The sequence below is a fragment of the Thalassobaculum sp. genome (assembly GCF_040219615.1).
Classification (GTDB): Bacteria; Pseudomonadota; Alphaproteobacteria; order Thalassobaculales; family Thalassobaculaceae; genus Thalassobaculum_A.
Genome location: NZ_JAVJSE010000008.1, coordinates 189,628 through 206,702, shown reverse-complemented (window position 1 = coordinate 206,702; position 17,075 = coordinate 189,628). Strand labels below are relative to the sequence as shown.

Below are 17,075 nucleotides of genomic sequence, written 5' to 3'. Positions count from 1 at the left end.
CCTCACCCCAGCTCGAAGGTCGTCACCCCGAACAGCCGCAGCAGCGGCAGGTCGGGGGCCGGGCCGCGGTACATCCGGGCGGTCTCGAACACCGGCTGCAGGCCGTAGCGCTCCGCCAGCGCCACCGCCGCGGCATTCGGCTCCGGCGTGTCCAGCGACACCTCCCCCGGCATCGACGCCGATAGCCGCCGGAACAGCAGCTCGGCGCCGGCCGCGTCGTCGGCGAACAGCGGGCCGATCTTCGCTCCCGACCGGCACCGGCGGATCACCCCGTAGCCGGTCACCCGGCCGTCCTCGACCAGCGCCCAGCCCTGGCGGCTCCCGTCGGCCAGCCAGCAGCGCATGAAGGCCTGGCGCGGGGCCGGGAAGAACGGCCGGTCGTAGGCGATCACCGCGTCGACCAGGTCCGGCCCGATCGGCACCAGCCGAGGGTCTACCGGCGCCTCGACCGCCGGCACGCCGGTGTGGCGGATGTTGCGGTACACCAGCTCGAAGCCGGACTTGCGGTAGTTGTCCTGCTGGTCGACCACGCCGTCCAGGCCGACCACACGGTCGCCGTGATGGGCCATGCCGGCCTGCCACAGCCGGTAGCCGATGCCGCGGCCGCGCATCCCGGGCCGGCAGATGTAGAAGCCGAGGAAGCCGAATTCCGGGCCGTAGTTGACCACCGAGATGCTGGCCGCCGGCTCGCCGTCGACGAAGGCCATCCGGAACCCTTCCGGGTCCTCCGCCATGAAGCAGCGGGCGTCGTCCAGGCCCGGGTTCCAGCCCTCGGCCGCCGCCCAGTCGACCGCGATGCCGACCTCTTCGGCGGTCATCGCCCGGATCTCCACGGCGCCGCTCATGACGTCGGCCTGTGATGGGCGTGCCAGTGGCGGGCGATGTCGATGCGCCGGCAGATCCACACGTCGCCGAAGCCGGCGGCATAGTCCAGGAACCGCATCAGCGCCGCGGCGCGCCCCGGACGCCCGACCAGCCGGCAGTGCAGGCCGACATTCATCATCTTCGGCGTCTCCTCCCCCTCGGCCCGCAGCACGTCCAGGCTGTCGCGCAGATAGGCGAAGAACTGGTCGCCGCTGTTGAAGCCCTGGGCGGTGGCGAACCGCATGTCGTTGGCGTCCAGGGTATAGGGGATCACCAGGTGCGGCCCGTTCGGGCCCTGCAGCCAGTACGGCAGGTCGTCGGCATAGCTGTCGGAGTCGTAGAGGAAGCCGCCCTCCTCCATCACCAGCCGGCGGGTCTGCGGGCTGACCCGGCCGGTGTACCAGCCGAGCGGCCGGCTGCCGGTCGCTTGCGTGTGCAGGCGGATCGCCTCCTGCAGCTGCCGGCGTTCCTCGTCCTCCGGCATGTCCTGGTAGTCGATCCAGCGCAGCGCGTGGCTGGCGATCTCCCAATCGGCCTCCTTCATGGCGGCGACCGCCTCGGGGTTGCGGACCAGCGCCGCCGTCACCCCGTAGACGGTTACCGGCAGGCCGCGCTGGGTGAACGCCCGCCACAGCCGCCAGAACCCGGCGCGCGAGCCGTATTCGTAGATCGATTCCATGTTGACGTTGCGCTTGCCGACCAGCGGCTGGGCGCCGACGATCTCCGACAGGAACGCCTCCGAGGCCGGGTCGCCGTCGAGGATGGTGTTCTCGCCGCCCTCCTCGTAGTTGATCACGAACTGCAGGGCCACGCGGGCACCGTCCGGCCAGGCGGCCTGCGGCGGCGTCCGGCCGTAGCCGATCATGTCGCGGGGGTAATCGGGATTCACGGTCATCCTCCCTTCGGCGCAAACCGGGCGAAAGCGCCAGCATATGGCTTGGCGAGCGGTGGCGCATACCCGCCGATCCGACTGTTGCGCACCCCGAGCCCTACCAGTCCCTCGATCAGCTTGACTGCGGCCGCCACCCCGTCGATCACCGGCAGCCCGTGCGCCGCCGTCAGGTCGGCCGCCAGTTCGGCCATGCCGGCGCAGCCGAGCACGATCGCCTCGGCCCGGTCCTCGGCCTTGGCGGCCTCGATCCCGGCGCCGAGACGGGCCCGGGTGAGTTCCGGGTCGTCGTGCAGGGCCAGCACCGGCAGGTCGACTGCCCGCACCCCGCAGCAGCGGCGGTCCAGGCCGTATTTCAACAGGTTGGTCTCGAGCGCGCCGATCGAGCGGGCGAGCGTGGTGATCACCCCGAACCGGCCGGACACCAGGGAGGCGACGTGGTAGCCGGCCTCGCCGATGCCGATCACCGGCCGGTCGGTGACCGACCGCGCGGCATCCAGGCCGGGATCGTCGAAGCAGGCGACCACATAGCCGTCGGCCTCCGGGTGTGCCGCGATCTCGGCCAGCAGCCCGGGCACCGAGAACACCTCGTCGTACCAGCCCTCGATGCTGGCCGGCCCATCGGCCGGGTTCACCGCCACGATCTCGGTGCCAGCGGCCACGACCGCCCGGGCGGCCCGGCCGATGCCCTCGGTCATGGCGGCGGTGGTATTGGGGTTCACGACGACGATCTTCACGGGGGGTCTCCTTCGGGAACGGCGCCCGTCGCTTCGTGGGTCCCGGAGCCGTCCGCTACCGCGGCCTCTCCGGAATGACGAAAGGGTAAAGCGACACCCTCCTTGTTCGTCATCCCGGACCGGATCGCTTCAAGCGAGACGGATCCGGGACCCACGCCGCGACGGGCCGGCGAACAGTAGCCCTTACACCATCCCCTGCCCGGCATCCGACCCCTTGCGCTCCTGCCGGCGCCGCGCCCACAGGATCAGCGCCAGGGCCGAGCCGATCACCACGAACGACACCGCCGTGGTGACCGTGCCGAGCGCGTAGATCTCCGGGGTCGTCACCGTGGTGGTCAGGCCCTGCAGTTCCAGCGGCAGGGTGTTGACGTCGCCGATCGCCTGCGACGACCGCGCCAGCTCGTCGTAGGACAGGGTGAAGCCGAACAGCGCCACGCCGATCAGGCTGGGTGCGATGATCGGCAGCACCACGAAGCGGAAGGTCTGCCAGGGCGAGGCGCCGAGGTCGCGCGCCGCCTCCTCGTAGGCGCGGTCGAAGCGGTTGAACACCGCGAACATGATCAGCAGGCCGAACGGCAGGGTCCAGGTCAGGTGAGCGCCGAGGCCGGAGCTGAACAGCCCCATGGTGGTGGTGAAGCCGTCGACCAGCCACGGCCAGTCGCCGCCGAGCGCATTGACCTGGTCGTCGAGCAGCCGGAATTCGAGCCCGATGCCGAGGCTGACGCAGATCGACGGCACGATCAGGCTGGCGACGGTCACGAAGAACAGCAGGCCGGAGCCCTTGAACCGATTTCGGAACGCCAGGCCGGCCGCCACCGAAAGCGCCACGGTCAGGCCCATCACCACCAGCCCGAGTCGGATCGATCGCCGGAACGCCGCCCAGATGTCGACCACGCCGACGCCCTCGTACAGCTTGGCGAACCAGTGCAGCGACAGCCCGTTCATCGGAAAGGTCAGGCCGCCGTCGGGGCCCTGGAAGCTGAGCAGCAGGATCGTGAAGGTCGGGCCGTACAGGAACAGCACGAACAGGGTGAACACCAGGGCCAGGCCCCAGAAGGCGGCGCCGCGCGGCCGGCCGTCCACCTCACAGCTCCTTGCGGATGTCGACCATCCGGGTCAGGCCCCAGATGATCAGCAGCACGATCGCCAGCAGCACCACGGCGTTGGCGGCGGCGGCCGGGAACTGCAGGTAGGACATCTCGACCTGGATGATCTTGCCGATCGAGGCGATCTGCTGGCCGCCCATCACGCCGATGGTGACGAAGTCGCCCATGACGATGGTGATCACGAAGATCGAGCCGATGGCGATGCCCGGCTTGCACAGCGGCACCACCACGTTCCAGACGGTCTGCCAGCCGGACGCGCCGGCGTCGCGCGCGGCCTCCAGCAGCGCCCGGTCGATCCGCATCATCGAGTTGAAGATCGGAACGATCATGAACAGCGTGTAGAGGTGCACGAAGGCCAGCACGACCGAGAAGTCCGAGTACAGCAGCCAGTCCTGGCGCTCGCTCACCAGCCCGGTCGACAGCAGCGCGTCGTTCACCAGGCCGTTGCGCCCGAGCAGCGGGATCCACGAGATCATGCGGATCACGTTGGAGGTCCAGAACGGCACCGTGCACAGCAGGAACAGCACGACCTGCATGGTCAGGGTCTGCACGTGGAACGCCAGGAAGTAGGCGACCGTGAAGCCCAGGACCAGGGTGATCGCCCACACCGTCAGGCAGAATTTCAGGGTGCTGAGATAGGTGGCGAAGGTCAGGCACAGGTCCGGCAGGTCGGCCAGGCAGCCCTCGAACACCTCGACGTAGTTCTGCGCCGTGAACGCCGGGATGATCTGGTAGCCGTTGTAGTCCCAGAAGCTGACCATCAGGATCAGCGCCAGCGGCAGCACGAAGAACAGCAGGAACACCAGCGCGAACGGCAGCGCCTGCCAGTAGGGGGTCGAGGTCTTGCCGAAGGCGTTCATGGTCGTCCCAGGTCGAGATGCTTGCTGCCCGTCGCTGCGTGGGTTCCGGCTCGACCGCGCCGAGGGCGGCGCGTCCGTCCGGAATGACGACTCTTAATGTTCGTCATTCCGGACCGAACCGCCACGGGCGGGACGGAGCCGGAACCCACGAAGCGACGGGCATGGGCGACGGGCATGGGCGACGGGGAGCCGGCACCGCCGCCTCCCCGCCCCGTGTCGTCAGGCCGCGATGAACTCGTTCCACTTGCGGACCATGTAGCGGTTCTCGTCCATCACCGCGTTCCAGCAGGCGACCGCGCCCATGCGGGCCTCGAAGGAGCCGCCGTCGCGCACCGTGCCGGCCTTCTCGAGCAGGGTGCCGTCGGGCGCCATGATGTCCTTCGCCGCCGGCTTGCCGAGCATCCAGAAGTCCCACTCGTAGGGCTCCATGTTGGCCTGCGCGGTCGTCAGCACCGCCGAGTAGTAGCCCTGGCGGTTCAGGAACGCGCCGGCCCAGCCGGACAGGAACCAGTTGATGAAGTCGTAGGCGGCGTCGAGCTTCTTGCCCGACAGCGTCTTCGGCAGGCCGAGCCCGCCGGCCCAGGCGCGATAGCCCTCCTTCAGCGGCTGGTAGGTGCAGGGCACGCCCATCGAACGCACCTTGGTGACCGCCGGCGACCACATCGACTGGATCACCGTCTCGCCGGACGCCATCAGGTTGACGCTCTCGTTAAACTCCTTCCAGAACGCCCGGAACTGGCCGGCCTTCTTGGCCTCGGTCATGACCTTGAGGGTCAGGTCGATCTCCTCCTTGGTCATGTTGCCCTTGTCGGGATACCTGTACTCGCCCATGGATTCCACGACCATCGCGGCGTCCATGATGCCGATCGACGGGATGTTCAGGATCGAGGCCTTGCCCTTGAACTCCGGGTTCAGCAACTCGCTCCAGCTCTCGATCGGGCGCTTGATCAGGTCCGGCCGGATGCCGAGGGTGTCGGCGTTGTAGACCGTCGGGATCAGCGTCATCCACTGGGTCGGCTCCTCGACGAAGGTCTTGCCGTCCTTGGCCGGCAGGAAGCTGACCTTCTTCGGCGCGGTGCCCTGGTCGCCGATCTTCTTGCCGCCGACCTCGCCGACCGTGAACACCGTGGTGATGTTGCCGGACTCCTTGATCTTCGTGGTGTCCAGGCCCTGCAGGTTGCCGGTCGGCACGATGTTCTTCAGCATCCAGTATTCGGAATCCAGGATGTCGAAGCTGTTCGGCTGGGTGACCGCCCGCTTCACCACGTCGTCCGAGGTGACCGGGATGTACTCGATGTCGATCCCGAGGTCGGCCTTCACCTTCTCCTTGATCCCGGCGTGCTGGTTGACCGCCGTCCCCATGTAGCGGAGCGTCACCGGCTCCGACGCGATGATCGCCGGGAACCCCGTGATCGCACCGCTGCCGACCGCCAGGCCGCCGGCCGCCGCCGCACCCTTCAGGACCCGCCGGCGGCTGATGCCACCGGGCTTCGTGTTCTTCGTGCTCGCCATTGTCGCTCTCCTCGCCGGAAGCTCGTTTTCCCTGTCCCTGTTCAGGCCCTTCCTCCCGTGAGCGCGTGCGCATCCTCCGGCTTCCAGGCTGCGACCACCGGGTCGCCGATCCCGACCGGATTGTCGAAGAACGCACGTTCCGCCACATCCACCGTCAGCTCCAGGTCCGCGCCGGCCGCGACCGTCACGCGCACCGTGCTGCCCTGGAACTCGATCCCCGAGACCCGGCCCTCGCGCCGGACCTCGCCATCCACCCCGGCGCCGCCATCGACCAGGCGCACCAGGTCGTTGCGGACCGCGACCGCCGTGGCGCCGTCGTCGATCACGTTGTGGCCGCCGATGAAGCGGGCCACGAACAGGCTGGACGGCCGGTTGAACACCTCGCGCGGGGCGCCGACCTGCTCGATCCGGCCGCCGCTCATCACCACGATCAGGTCGGCCAGCGCCATCGCCTCCTCCTGGGAGTGGGTGACGTGCAGGAAGCTGATCCCGAGTTCCTTCTGGAACCGCCGCAGCTCGGCTCGCATGCGCACCCGCAGGAACGGGTCGAGCGCCGACAGCGGCTCGTCCAGCAGCAGGATCCTCGGGTCGGTGATAAGGGCGCGGGCCAGCGCCACCCGCTGCTGCTGGCCGCCCGACAGCTGGGCCGGCAGCCGGTCGGCATAGCCGTCCATCTCGACCAGCTGCAGCATCTCGTGGGCGCGCCGCCGGCCGTCGGCCTTGCCGACCCCGCGCATCTTCAGGCTGAACGCCACGTTGTCGAGGCAGGACAGGTGCGGAAACAGCGCGTAGCTCTGGAACATCATCGCGGTGCCGCGGCGCGCCGGCGGCAGGTCGTTGACCACCTCGCCGCCGAGCAGGATGTCGCCGTCGCTGACCTCCTCGTGGCCGGCGACCATCCGCAGGGTCGAGGTCTTGCCGCAGCCGCTCGGGCCGAGCAGACAGCAATAGGTGCCGGCCGGGACCCGCAGCGAGACCGCGTCGACCGCCACGGTCCGCCCGTACCGCTTGGTGACCGCCGCGAGTTCGAGACCGGCCGGCTCCGACATCGACGCTACCCCCGTACCGTCTTGGCCCTGGCATCGCACCGCCACAGGAATGCTGCGATGCAGTATTTTGTGGACATACTGAAACAGTGGTTTCAGGCTGTCCAGACCACAATTCGAGTTTTATGCGCGATGGCGCCTCCCTCCGATCCGCCGCCCCCGCCCCTGTCCGGTTCGCTGGAGCAGCGGGTCGCGGCCGCCTACGAGCGCCTCAGCCCGAACGAGAAACGGTTGGCCGACCTGGTGCAGGAGTTCCCGCACCTGCTGGTCACCCATTCCGCGACCGAGCTGACCGAGCGGGCTGGGGTCTCGAAGGCGGCCGGCACCCGGTTCTTCCGGCGCCTCGGCTTCGAGAGCTTCGAGGAGGCCCGCAAGCTGGTGCGCGACGCCCGCGCCTGGGGCTCGCCGGTCTATCTCGACGACCGCGAGAGCGGCCTGTCGCGGGCGCTGGAGGCGCATCTGCGCAAGGACGTCGACAACCTGGTGCGGACCATCGAGTCGCTGCCGTCGGAGGAGATCGCGGTGATCGCCCGGGCGCTCGCCAACGCCCGGCGGGTGCGGATCTTCGGGCTGCGCAACAGCCACATCTTCGCGACCTACCTGCGCTGGCAGCTGATCATGCTGCGCGACCGCGTGGTGCTGGCACCCGGCGCCGGCGAGACCACCGCCGAGTACCTCGCCGACCTCGGCGAGGAGGATGTCGCGGTGGTGGTGGCGATCCGCCGCCGGCCGCCGGCGGTCGAGCGCTGGCTGACGATCCTGCGCAAGAGCGGGGCCCGGGTGCTGCTGGTCACCGACCGCTCCGGCCAGGCGCTGCGCGACCGGGCGACCTGGACGATCGCCTGCGACGTGCGCAGCACCGCGCTGTTCGACAGCTACGTCTCGGTGCTGAGCGTGCTCAACCTGCTGAGCTCGCTGGTGGCCTCGCAGATCGGCGCCGACGGCCGCCGACGCCTGCGCCGGATCGAGCAGGTGCATGGCGAGTTGGGGGATCTGTAGCGCGGGTCGGTTTGAAGTCGGCCGGACGCCCTTTGTACATGCCAGGCTTCTACGGCTCCGGCGGCTTCACTCCCGAACGCCGCCTTCGTCCACCAGCAGATAGGCGCGCCGGCCGTCGTCGTGCCAGGCCTGGGCCCGACCCGGCCGGACGGCGGTCAGCGTGAACCGGTTCACCTCACCGCCCCGGAACGCCGCGTAGCGCGTCCAGTACACCGGACCGTCGAACCCGTATCGGCCGTCCTCGACCGCCCCGCCGGCGAGATGCCGAAGCCGGCAGCTGCCGTCGGGCCGGTAGGCGACCGTGGCCACCCCCGCGCCGGTCTCAGGATCGAGCGCCCGCACCGTCCGGCCTTCGATGAAGCGGCGCAGTTCGTCGGCGGTCATCATGGCATCCCCTCCGCTGTGGCGTGCCAGCCTGCCAGACATCCGGCCGGCGGGGACAGCGCTTGCCGCTCTCCCGCCGGATGCCTATCGTCTTAAGCGCCCGTCCGCCTGCCCCACTCTCCCGCAAGGATCCCGACCATGACCGCCTCCGCCCCCGACCGTCTGCGCGCCCTGCTCGCCAAGCCCGGCTTCGTCGTGATGCCGGCGGTGTGGGACGGGCTGAGCGCCAAGCTGGCGGCGTCGGCCGGCTTCGAGACCGCGTTCCTGTCCGGGTCCTGCGTGGCGGCCAGCCGGCTCGGCGGCCCGGACCTCGACCTGGTGTCGTTCGGCGAGATGCTCGACTCCTTCCAGATGGTTCACAACGCTGCCCCGCGGACCCTGGTGCTGGCCGACGGCGACCACGGCTACGGCAACGCCATGAACGTCCAGCGCGTGGTCTCGACCTACGGGCGGGCCGGCGCCGCTGCGGTGCTGATCGAGGACAAGATCACCCCGCGCGGGCTCACCGCCGCCGGCAAGCCCTGCCTGCCGCGCGAGGAGGCCCGCATGAAGATCCGCGCCGCCGTGGAGGCGGCGAAGGAGTCGGGCATCCTGGTGCTGGCGCGCACCGACTGCCGGCCGACCCAGGGCATCGACGAGGCGGTCGCCCGCATCGAGATGTTCGTGCAGGAGGGCGCCGACATCTTCCTGCTCGATTCGCCGGCCGACGAGGACGAGATCCGGCGCGCCGTCGCCGCCGCCGGCGGCCGGCCGTCTTTCTCGGTGCTGTCGCCGGGCGCGCCGCGCGCCACCCCGACCCAGGCCGAGGCGGCGGCGATGGGCTACAAGATCGGCACCTTCCCGACCGGCATGCTGTCGCCGGCAGTCGCCGCCATGAAGGCCGGCCTGGCGGCGCTGGCGGCCGGCGAGTCCGAGTCCTCGGCCGCGCTGCCGCCGCCCGAGCTGCGCGCGACCCTGGGCTACGGCGACTACGACGCCCAGGCGAAGCCGTTCATCACCGGGTGACGCCCGCCGACGGGTCGACGCCGGTGGGGCTTGAGATATCCCATCCGCTGCTGCGGGAACTGCATGCGTACTGGGACGGCAAGCGGGCCGGCCGGGAGATGCCGGCACGTAGCGACCTGGACCCGGTCGAGATTCCGGCCCTGCTGAAGCATCTCATCCTGCTCGACGTCAGCCACGAGCCGCTGCGCTTCCGGGTCCGGCTGTACGGGACCGCGGTCGCCGAGCTGCGCGGCCGCGACCTGACCGGACGCTACCTCTACGAGGACGGCGTCACCCAGATCGGCCAGCAGACCCGCCCGTGGAACGTGGCGACGGTCGAGGAGCGCCGGCCGCATTTCCGGATCGGCGACTACACCGACATCAGCGACGGCCGGACCGGCACCTACAATCGGCTGGGGCTTCCGCTCTCGAGCGGCGGAGAGGCGGTGGACATGCTGATGATCGGCCTGATCCGCGAATGGGGCGACGCGTAGCCGGTCGCTCAGGCGATCCCGGTCGCACTCTCCCAGGTCGGCAGCGGCCGCTGCTCGTAGGGCACGTCCCAGGCCGCGCAGTTGCCCACGTCGACGACGTCCGCCGGCAGTTCCAGCAACCGGGGAACCGGCCGCCCGGTCAGGATCCGCACCGCCGCATGCACCCCGGTGCAGACCAGGGACAGGGCGTCGTAGCTGACGGTCGCCAGCATCGCCCCGGACCGGATCGCCCGGATCGCGTCGGGCATGGCGTTGATGCCGACCACCGCGGCCTCCCGCCCGGCCTCGCGCAGGGCCGCGATCGCGCCCAGGGCCATGGCGTCGTTGGCCGCCACCACCCCGTCGATCCGGGCGTGGCGCTCCAGCATCCGCGCCATCGCAAGCCGGCCGCCGGCGTGCTGGTAGTCGCCGACCGCCGAGTCGACGATCCGGATGCGCGGATAACCGGACGCCGCCGCGCGGAACCCCTCGGCGCGCGGCGCCGCGGTCGGCGACTGCGGCAGGCCCTCGAGGATCGCGACCTCGCCGGTTCCGCCCAGATGCTCGAACAGGCGGCCGGCGGCGGCGGCGGCGAGCGTGCGGTTGTCGGCCGTGACGAAGGTGTCGGCGGCGATCGCCGGCGCGCTGGCCACGAAGAAGACCAGCGGGATGCCGGCATCGACCACCTTGCGGAGGGTCGGGTCCAGGGCGGTGGTGTGGACCGGCGCGATCAGGATCGCGTCAGGCCGGCTGGCGAGCGCCTCCTCCAGGAGGGCGATCTGCTCGCCGGGATCGTCCGGCGTCGCCGGGGCCGCGCCGACCAGCGTGCAGCCGAGGCTGTCGGCCAGCCGGGCGGCGCCGATCTGGGCGCCGACATAGGCCGGGTTGGTGCGGTTCTTGGTCAGGCAGTGGAGGCGGAAGTTCCGGGCCATGGGCGATGCTAGCGCAGGCCCGGCCGCCGCGTCATGCCGGTCGCTCTGCCCGGGCTCACCGTTCCCCGGTCCAGCCCGGCAGCCCCGCGACCTCCCGCCAGTGCCGGGCGATCCGGTCGCGGCGGGCGACCCACACCTGGCCCTTGGCCGCGATGTGCGCCAGCACCTTGTCCAGCCCGGCGATCCGGCCAGGCCGGCCGACGATGCGCAGGTGCAGGCCGATCGACAGCATCTTCGGCGCGCGACCGCCCTCCTCCCACAGCCAGTCGATGGCGTCGGTGCAGTAGCGCGCGAAGTCGTCGGCGTGGGTGAACCCGCCCTGGCGCTGAAACCGCATATCGTTGGTGTCGAAGGCGTAGGGCAGCACCACATGCGGCCGGCCGGCGACCTCGGTCAGGTAGGGCAGGTCGTCGTTGTAGGCGTCGCTGTCGTAGAGGAAGCCGCCCTCCTCGACCAGCAGCCGCCGGGTGTTCGGGCTGGGCGCCGAGCGGGTGTGCCAGCCGAGCGGCCGCACGCCGGCGGCGGCGCGGATCTCGGCCACGCAGCGGTCGATCACCGCGCGCTCGTGATCCTCGGCCATGCCGGCGTGCCGCTCCCAACGGTAGGAGTGGCAGGCGATCTCGTGACCGCGTTCGACCGCGTCCTGCGCCAGCCAGGGCGACAGGGTCAGCGCCCGGGCGCAGCAGTTCATGGTCGCCGGCATCGAGTAGCGGTCGAACAGCTCCATGATCCGCCAGTAGCCGGCGCGGGTGCCGTAGTCGAAATGGGTGTCCTTGCAGGGGTCGGGGGCGCCCGCCACCTCCTCGACGATCTCGTAGACCGCCTCGTTGCGCTCGTCGCCGAGGCTGACCGACAATTCGGCACCCTCCTCGACATTGACCACGAACGACACCGCCAGCCGGGCGTCGGCCGGCCAGTGCGGGTCGGGCGGGCGGTCGCCGTAGCCGCGCAGGTCTCGGCCCTGCCCGCCATGGGCGCTCATGTTCCCCACCGCCGCGCCAGGATCGTCGACATCTCGCGCACCGCCGCCGGCACCGGCTCGATCAGCGGCACCGGCGATGTCGCGGCCAGTTCCCTGGCGGCATCGGCCAGCGGCCCGCCGCCGACGATCACCGCCTCCGCCCCATGGTCGCGCACCGCCCGGCGGACCAGGTCGTCGAGCGCCGCCAGCACCCGGTCCGGATCGGCCATCAGGACGTGCGGGTCGCCGGTGGTGCTCGGCACCGCCACCAACCGGTCGGCCAGGCCGAGCCGGTCGGCGTAGCGCCGCACCATGGCGACCAGCCCGGGCGTGGTCATGGCGATCGCGAACCGGCCGATCGCGGCGGCGGCGCGCATCGAACTCTCGCCGATGCCGACCACCGGGACCGACAGCCTGGCCCTGATCGCCTCGATGCCGGGGTCGATATAGGCCGAGACGATGATGCCATGCTCGCTTCCGAAGTCGCGCCCGGCGGCGGCCACTACCGCCGCCTCGGCCTGCGCCGCGCCGGCCTCGTCGACGATCAGCACCGGCGACGCCGCCGTGGTATAGCCCTCCACCGACAGCCACTCGGGCGCAGCGACCCGTGCCGCGGCGACCATGCGCTCGGTCGCCGCAGTACCCGCATTCGGGTTGACCAGCCGGACCAGCCGCGGCGGCGGACTCATCGTGCCGACCTCCTCATCGTGTCGACCTCCTCATCGTGCCGCGACCATCCACTGCACCGGCCAGAGCACCAGTTCCGGGATCGCGGTGATCACCACGATGCCCAGCAGCATGAGGAAGAAGAACGGCATCGCCGCCCGCGTCACCTGCAGGATGTCGCGCCCGGTCATGCCCTGCAGCACGAACAGGTTGAAGCCGACCGGCGGCGTGATCTGCGCCATCTCGACCACGATCACCGTGAAGATGCCGAACCACACCAGGTCGATGCCGGCATCCTTGACCATCGGCAGCACCACCGCCGCCGTCAGCACCATCATCGACACCCCGTCCAGGAAGCAGCCGAGGAAGATGTACAGCACCGTCAGCACCACCAGCAGCATGGTCGGCGACAGGTCGAAGCTGTCGACATAGCCGGCCAGCACCCGCGGCACCCCGGTGAAGCCCATGGCGATCGACAGGAACGCCGCCCCGCCCAGGATGAAGGCGATCATGCAGGAGGTCCGCACCGCCCCCATCAGGCTTTCCATGAACGACGCCCGGTTCAGCGACTTCGACCACCAGGCCAGTACCAGCGCCCCGATCACGCCGACGGTCGCCGCCTCGGTCGGGGTCGCGAAGCCGCCGTAGATCGAGCCGATCACCACGAAGATCAGCAGCATGACCGGGATCAGCAGGCGCGACGCCCACAGCTTCTGGCGCAGGGTGGTGCGCTCGGTCTCCCTGGGCGCCAGGCTCGGGTCGAGGGTCGTGCGGATCATCACGTAGCCCATGAAGATCCCGATGAGCATAATGCCCGGCAGCACGCCGGCGATGAACATCCGCGAGATCGACTGCTGGGCGATGACGCCGTAGACGATCAGCATGATCGACGGCGGGATCAGCAGCCCGAGGGTGCCGGAACCGGCCAGGGTGCCGATCGACAGCGCCTCGTCGTAGCCGCGCTTCTTCAGCTCCGGGATGCTCATTCGGCCGACGGTGGCGCAGGTCACCGCGCTGGAGCCCGCGACCGCCGCCATCACGCCGCAGCCGACGATGTTGACGTGGAACAGCCCGCCCGGCAGCCGCGACAGCCACGGCGCCAGGCCGTTGAACATGTCCGACGACAGCCGCGTGCGGAACAGGATCTCGCCCATCCACACGAACAGCGGCAGCGCGGTCAGCGCCCAGTTCCACGACGCATCCCAGACCGTGGTGGCGAGCAGCGACCCCGCAGGCGCGGGCGAGAAGAACTCGAGCGCGATGAAGCCGACGGTCAGCAGGGCCGGCGCCACCCACAGGCCGCTCGCCAGCAGGCCGAGCATGGCCGCGAACAGGATGATCGAGATGGTTCCCGCGTCCATCAGTCGTCTCCCGGCCCGGCCAGCACCGTCTCGGCGTTGGCCTCGTAGGACGGCACCGCGCCGCGCGCGATCCGCACGAACTCGTCGGCCAGGGCGATCGTCAGGATCGCGCTGCCGACGGCCATGGCCAGGCGCGGGATCCAGAACGGGATGGCCAGCAGGCCGGGGCTGATCTCGTGGAAGACGTAGGAATAGTAGACGAGGTCGATCGCCCAGTACGAGAAATACGCCATGCCGGCGGCCCCGAAGCCGACCGACCACAGCTCCAGCGCCTGGCGGACCCGCCCCTTCGCCAGCCCGACCAGCAGGCTGACGCGGATGTGCGCGCCCTGCTTGAAGGTGTGGGCGAGGCCCAGGAAGGTCGCGGCGGCCATGCTGAAGCCGGCGGTCTCGGTCGAGTCGACCGCCACGCCGAGGAACCGGCCGACGATCTGGGCGATGATGGTGGCGGCGATCGCCACCAGGAAGACGGCGGCCACGTAGCCGCTCCACAGATACAGGGTGTCCAGCACGCGTCGCACGGGGGTCACCGAATTGGTTTCGTATCCGGCGGTCCCGGCCGCCGCTTCCGGCGGCCGGGGGCCGTCAGGGTCGTCGCTGCAGGGTCACTGCACGGCTAGGTAACGGTCGAGAACGGCAGCCGCTTCCGGGCTGGCGGTCTTGCGCCAGTCGTCCATCATCGCCACGCCGATCTTCTTCATGGCGTCGATGACCTGGGCCGGCGCCGTGCCGGTGGTCATGCCGTTCTTCGCCAGAACCTTCATCTGGTCGGCGGTGGTCTGGGCGCTCATCTCCCAACCGCGCAGCTCGGCATTCGCGGCGGCCGCCAGGATGCCGGACTTGTCGGCGTCGGACAGGGCGGAGAAATACCGCTCGCTGACGATCACCGCGTTCTTCGACAGGATCGCGCCAGCATAGGTGAAGTGGCTGGTGTTGTCCCAGGCCTGGATGTCGATGCCGGTCTGCGGGCTGGTGAACAGCGCCTCGATCAGCCCGGTCGAGAAGGCCTGCGGGATCTCGGCGAACGGCAGGATGGTGGCGTTGAAGCCCAGCATCTCGCCCATCTTCTGGGTCGCCGTCGAGTAGATCCGCAGCTTCTTGCCCTTGAAGTCCTCGGTCGAGGCGACCGGGAACTTGGTGTAGAAGCCCTGCCCCGGCCACGGCGTGTAGTACAGGATCCGCATGCCGTCCTTGGCGAACTTGTCGGCGAAGTACCCCTTCTGGAGATCCTTCAGCATCCACGCCTCGGAATAGCTCGAGGCGATGAACGGCAGCCCCGCGAGGATGTACATCGGATCCTCGTTGCCGTAGACGCCCAGCCGGATCTCGCCGATCGGCACCTGGCCGCGCTGCACCGCCGTCTTGATGGCGTCGAGCTTGATCAGCGAGTCGTTGGAATTCAGGTTGATCTTGACGCTGGTGGTCTTCTCGACCTCCGCGATGAACATCCGGATGTTCTTGGTGTGGAAGTTCTCCTCCGAATAGCCGGAGGCCATGATCCAGTCGACCGCAAGCGCCGGGCCGCTCGCGACCGCGAGTGCCGCGCCGACCACGGCCGCCGCCACTCGGTTGCGTGTCCAAGCCATCCCCGAAATCCTCCTTATTGATGCCTCCACCCGCCTCCCCCGACCGATCGCGGTGGGAAGGCCAGGTCGCTCGATGTCCGAAACGGACGGTGCTGGTTAGCAAGATCGAGTCCAGGCGCGCGCCCGCCGGTATCCGGCGGAATCCCGGGACTCGGGCGGGCCGGCTCACGGGATTGTGCTTGCTGCGATGCACAAACAGCAGGCATCGGCCGGTCGCTGTGGTTCATTTGCAGGCGCGGCGAAACCAGATGGCGGCGGCTGACATTGGTTGATGCAAGACAGCGAGGAGTCCACGGGATGTCGACCGCGACCGAGACGATGCGGGCCGGACCGGAACCGGCAGGGCGGCGGCCTGCGGCGGCGCGGCCGCTGCGACGCTGGCTGCCCTGGACCGACGGCGCCGGGCGGCTTTCGCCCCTGAAGCTGGTCGCCTTCCTAGCGCTGCTGGTTCCGGCCGCCCTGCTGGCCGTCGATGCGCTGGCCGGCGACCTCGGGCCGCGACCCTGGGACCTTGCGATTCACCGCGTCGGGTGGTGGACGGTGCTGTTCCTGATGGCCTCGCTGACGGTCACCCCTTTGCGCCGGACCCTGCGCTGGAACGGCCTGGTCGCGGTGCGCCGGATGATCGGCGTGACCGTCTTCCTGGCGGCCGCCCTGCATCTGGTGCTGTACGCCGGCGAGCGGGCCTGGGACCTGTGGAAGGTCTCCAGCGAGATCGTGCTGCGCTTCTACCTGACCATCGGCCTCGCCGCCCTGCTCGGCCTCGCGGCCCTGGCCGCCACCTCGACCGACGGCATGGTGCGGCGGCTCGGCGGCAAGCGCTGGCAGGTGCTGCACCGGCTGGTCTATCCGATCGCGGTGCTGGCGCTGGTGCACTTCTTCCTGCAGACCAAGGCCGACGTGACCCAGCCGATCCTGTTCAGCGGGCTGTTCGTCTGGCTGATGGCGTACCGGCTGTGGCGCAGCCGGCTCGGCGACCCCTCGGTCGGCGGGCTGGTGGGGCTTGCCGTCGTGGCCGCGGTGCTGACCGCAGCCGGCGAAGTGGCAGGCATCTCGATGGCCTTCCACGCCCCGCCTTCGGTGATCGCCGCGGCGCATTTCGACCTGGACATCGGCGTCCGCCCGGCCTGGTGGGTGCTGGCGGCCGGTCTCGCAGTGGCGGCCGGCGCCCTGGCGCGGCGGCACGGGCCGCTCGCGCGCCGATGAGTCTCGGCGGCGACCAGTTCCCACGCTCCAAGTCCAATCCCCCACTGCCTGTGATTGAATTCAAGACAGGACGATAAATTGCATTCCGGCTGGCGTATCGATCCCGAGAGCGACAGACTGCAGATCGCAGCGCCACTCCGACGGTCCCAAGACAGCTGACGACCGAGGAGTTTGGGATGAGCGAAGAGATCGTGAAGGAGATCTTGGACAAGTACGTGTCCGACGAAACGTTCCCGGCCGACGTCCGAACCGATCCGGAGGCCGCCATCCGGAACGCTGGCTTCGAGCTGGACGATGAGGAACGGGCATTGTTGAAGTCGATCGACTTCTCGCAGACGGATGAGCAGCTCGCGGAGCGGATGTCGGCGGGGACCTTCGATGTTGGGCAAGTCGGCGGTTGATGGTTCTGTTCACCTGAAAGCGCCAGGCTACGGTGGCCCCGGCCGGTCCGGAAGGCGTGATCAGGGGCGCCGGATGCGACCCGACGACCGACACCGCGCGTTGCCGAG

19 protein-coding genes are annotated in these 17,075 nt (G+C 69.9%); 5 read left to right on the top strand and 14 right to left on the bottom strand.

The annotated features are described in order from the left end of the window. Nucleotides 1-2: 2 nt before the first annotated feature. The 7 genes from RIC31_RS04055 to RIC31_RS04025 form a co-directional block, all read right to left on the bottom strand. Nucleotides 3-845, bottom strand: coding sequence for a GNAT family N-acetyltransferase (locus RIC31_RS04055; RefSeq protein ID WP_350103306.1), 843 nt, complete (start codon nucleotides 843-845; stop codon nucleotides 3-5). Beyond that, nucleotides 842-1,759 (bottom strand): allantoinase PuuE, encoded by a 918-nt coding sequence (gene puuE, locus RIC31_RS04050; protein WP_350103304.1) that lies wholly within the window; start codon nucleotides 1,757-1,759, stop codon nucleotides 842-844. The genes RIC31_RS04055 and puuE overlap by 4 nt, the downstream gene beginning before the upstream one ends. After that, entirely contained in the window at nucleotides 1,756-2,490 is a 735-nt protein-coding gene (locus RIC31_RS04045) for an aspartate/glutamate racemase family protein (protein ID WP_350103303.1), read from the bottom strand. The genes puuE and RIC31_RS04045 overlap by 4 nt, the downstream gene beginning before the upstream one ends. Before the next feature lie 183 nt (nucleotides 2,491-2,673). Beyond that, nucleotides 2,674-3,573 carry an ABC transporter permease gene (locus RIC31_RS04040; RefSeq protein WP_350103302.1) on the bottom strand — a complete coding sequence of 300 codons (900 nt, stop codon included), beginning with the start codon at nucleotides 3,571-3,573 and terminating at the stop codon, nucleotides 2,674-2,676. 1 nt (nucleotide 3,574) lies between these two features. After that, nucleotides 3,575-4,456, bottom strand: coding sequence for an ABC transporter permease (locus RIC31_RS04035; protein WP_350103301.1), 882 nt, complete (start codon nucleotides 4,454-4,456; stop codon nucleotides 3,575-3,577). A gap of 219 nt (nucleotides 4,457-4,675) precedes the next feature. Then, a complete protein-coding gene (locus RIC31_RS04030; protein WP_350103298.1) occupies nucleotides 4,676-5,968 on the bottom strand; it encodes an ABC transporter substrate-binding protein in 1,293 nt (430 codons plus the stop codon). A gap of 41 nt (nucleotides 5,969-6,009) precedes the next feature. Further along, nucleotides 6,010-7,017 (bottom strand): ABC transporter ATP-binding protein, encoded by a 1,008-nt coding sequence (locus RIC31_RS04025; RefSeq protein ID WP_350103297.1) that lies wholly within the window; start codon nucleotides 7,015-7,017, stop codon nucleotides 6,010-6,012. A 129-nt stretch (nucleotides 7,018-7,146) separates the two neighbouring features. Here RIC31_RS04025 and RIC31_RS04020 point away from each other — a divergent pair, with 129 nt between their 5' ends. Beyond that, entirely contained in the window at nucleotides 7,147-8,013 is an 867-nt protein-coding gene (locus tag RIC31_RS04020) for a MurR/RpiR family transcriptional regulator (protein WP_350103295.1), read from the top strand. A gap of 66 nt (nucleotides 8,014-8,079) precedes the next feature. Here the strand turns inward: RIC31_RS04020 and RIC31_RS04015 are convergent, their stop codons facing one another. Next, nucleotides 8,080-8,400, bottom strand: a complete 321-nt coding sequence (locus RIC31_RS04015) for a hypothetical protein (RefSeq protein WP_350103294.1) — start codon at nucleotides 8,398-8,400, stop codon at nucleotides 8,080-8,082. Between the two features lie 135 nt (nucleotides 8,401-8,535). On the opposite strand from RIC31_RS04015, the gene RIC31_RS04010 reads away from it, so the two are divergent. Together RIC31_RS04010 and RIC31_RS04005 are read left to right on the top strand one after the other, a co-directional pair. After that, nucleotides 8,536-9,402: an isocitrate lyase/PEP mutase family protein gene (locus tag RIC31_RS04010; RefSeq protein ID WP_350103293.1), complete on the top strand. Its 867-nt coding sequence runs from the start codon at nucleotides 8,536-8,538 to the stop codon at nucleotides 9,400-9,402. Nucleotides 9,403-9,425: 23 nt separating this feature from the next. Then, nucleotides 9,426-9,875 carry a PAS domain-containing protein gene (locus RIC31_RS04005; protein WP_350103292.1) on the top strand — a complete coding sequence of 150 codons (450 nt, stop codon included), beginning with the start codon at nucleotides 9,426-9,428 and terminating at the stop codon, nucleotides 9,873-9,875. 8 nt (nucleotides 9,876-9,883) lie between these two features. Here the strand turns inward: RIC31_RS04005 and RIC31_RS04000 are convergent, their stop codons facing one another. The 6 genes from RIC31_RS04000 to RIC31_RS03975 all read right to left on the bottom strand — a co-directional run bounded on the left by RIC31_RS04000 (nucleotide 9,884) and on the right by RIC31_RS03975 (nucleotide 15,360). Next, nucleotides 9,884-10,786: a sugar ABC transporter substrate-binding protein gene (locus RIC31_RS04000; protein ID WP_350103290.1), complete on the bottom strand. Its 903-nt coding sequence runs from the start codon at nucleotides 10,784-10,786 to the stop codon at nucleotides 9,884-9,886. 55 nt (nucleotides 10,787-10,841) lie between these two features. After that, entirely contained in the window at nucleotides 10,842-11,768 is a 927-nt protein-coding gene (locus RIC31_RS03995) for a polysaccharide deacetylase family protein (RefSeq protein WP_350103289.1), read from the bottom strand. Next, nucleotides 11,765-12,436, bottom strand: coding sequence for an aspartate/glutamate racemase family protein (locus RIC31_RS03990; protein ID WP_350103287.1), 672 nt, complete (start codon nucleotides 12,434-12,436; stop codon nucleotides 11,765-11,767). Before RIC31_RS03990 ends, RIC31_RS03995 begins: the two co-directional genes overlap by 4 nt. Nucleotides 12,437-12,466: 30 nt before the next feature. Then, nucleotides 12,467-13,774 carry a TRAP transporter large permease gene (locus tag RIC31_RS03985; protein WP_350103286.1) on the bottom strand — a complete coding sequence of 436 codons (1,308 nt, stop codon included), beginning with the start codon at nucleotides 13,772-13,774 and terminating at the stop codon, nucleotides 12,467-12,469. After that, nucleotides 13,774-14,295, bottom strand: coding sequence for a TRAP transporter small permease (locus RIC31_RS03980; protein WP_350103285.1), 522 nt, complete (start codon nucleotides 14,293-14,295; stop codon nucleotides 13,774-13,776). The genes RIC31_RS03985 and RIC31_RS03980 overlap by 1 nt, the downstream gene beginning before the upstream one ends. Nucleotides 14,296-14,379: 84 nt before the next feature. Then, on the bottom strand, nucleotides 14,380-15,360 hold the full coding sequence (locus RIC31_RS03975) for a TRAP transporter substrate-binding protein (RefSeq protein ID WP_350103283.1): 981 nt from the start codon (nucleotides 15,358-15,360) through the stop codon (nucleotides 14,380-14,382). Between the two features lie 297 nt (nucleotides 15,361-15,657). Here RIC31_RS03975 and msrQ point away from each other — a divergent pair, with 297 nt between their 5' ends. Both msrQ and RIC31_RS03965 read left to right on the top strand, forming a co-directional pair. Then, on the top strand, nucleotides 15,658-16,566 hold the full coding sequence (gene msrQ, locus RIC31_RS03970) for a protein-methionine-sulfoxide reductase heme-binding subunit MsrQ (protein ID WP_350103282.1): 909 nt from the start codon (nucleotides 15,658-15,660) through the stop codon (nucleotides 16,564-16,566). 176 nt (nucleotides 16,567-16,742) lie between these two features. Beyond that, nucleotides 16,743-16,967: an Os1348 family NHLP clan protein gene (locus RIC31_RS03965; RefSeq protein WP_350103281.1), complete on the top strand. Its 225-nt coding sequence runs from the start codon at nucleotides 16,743-16,745 to the stop codon at nucleotides 16,965-16,967. The last annotated feature ends 108 nt before the right edge of the window (nucleotides 16,968-17,075 follow it).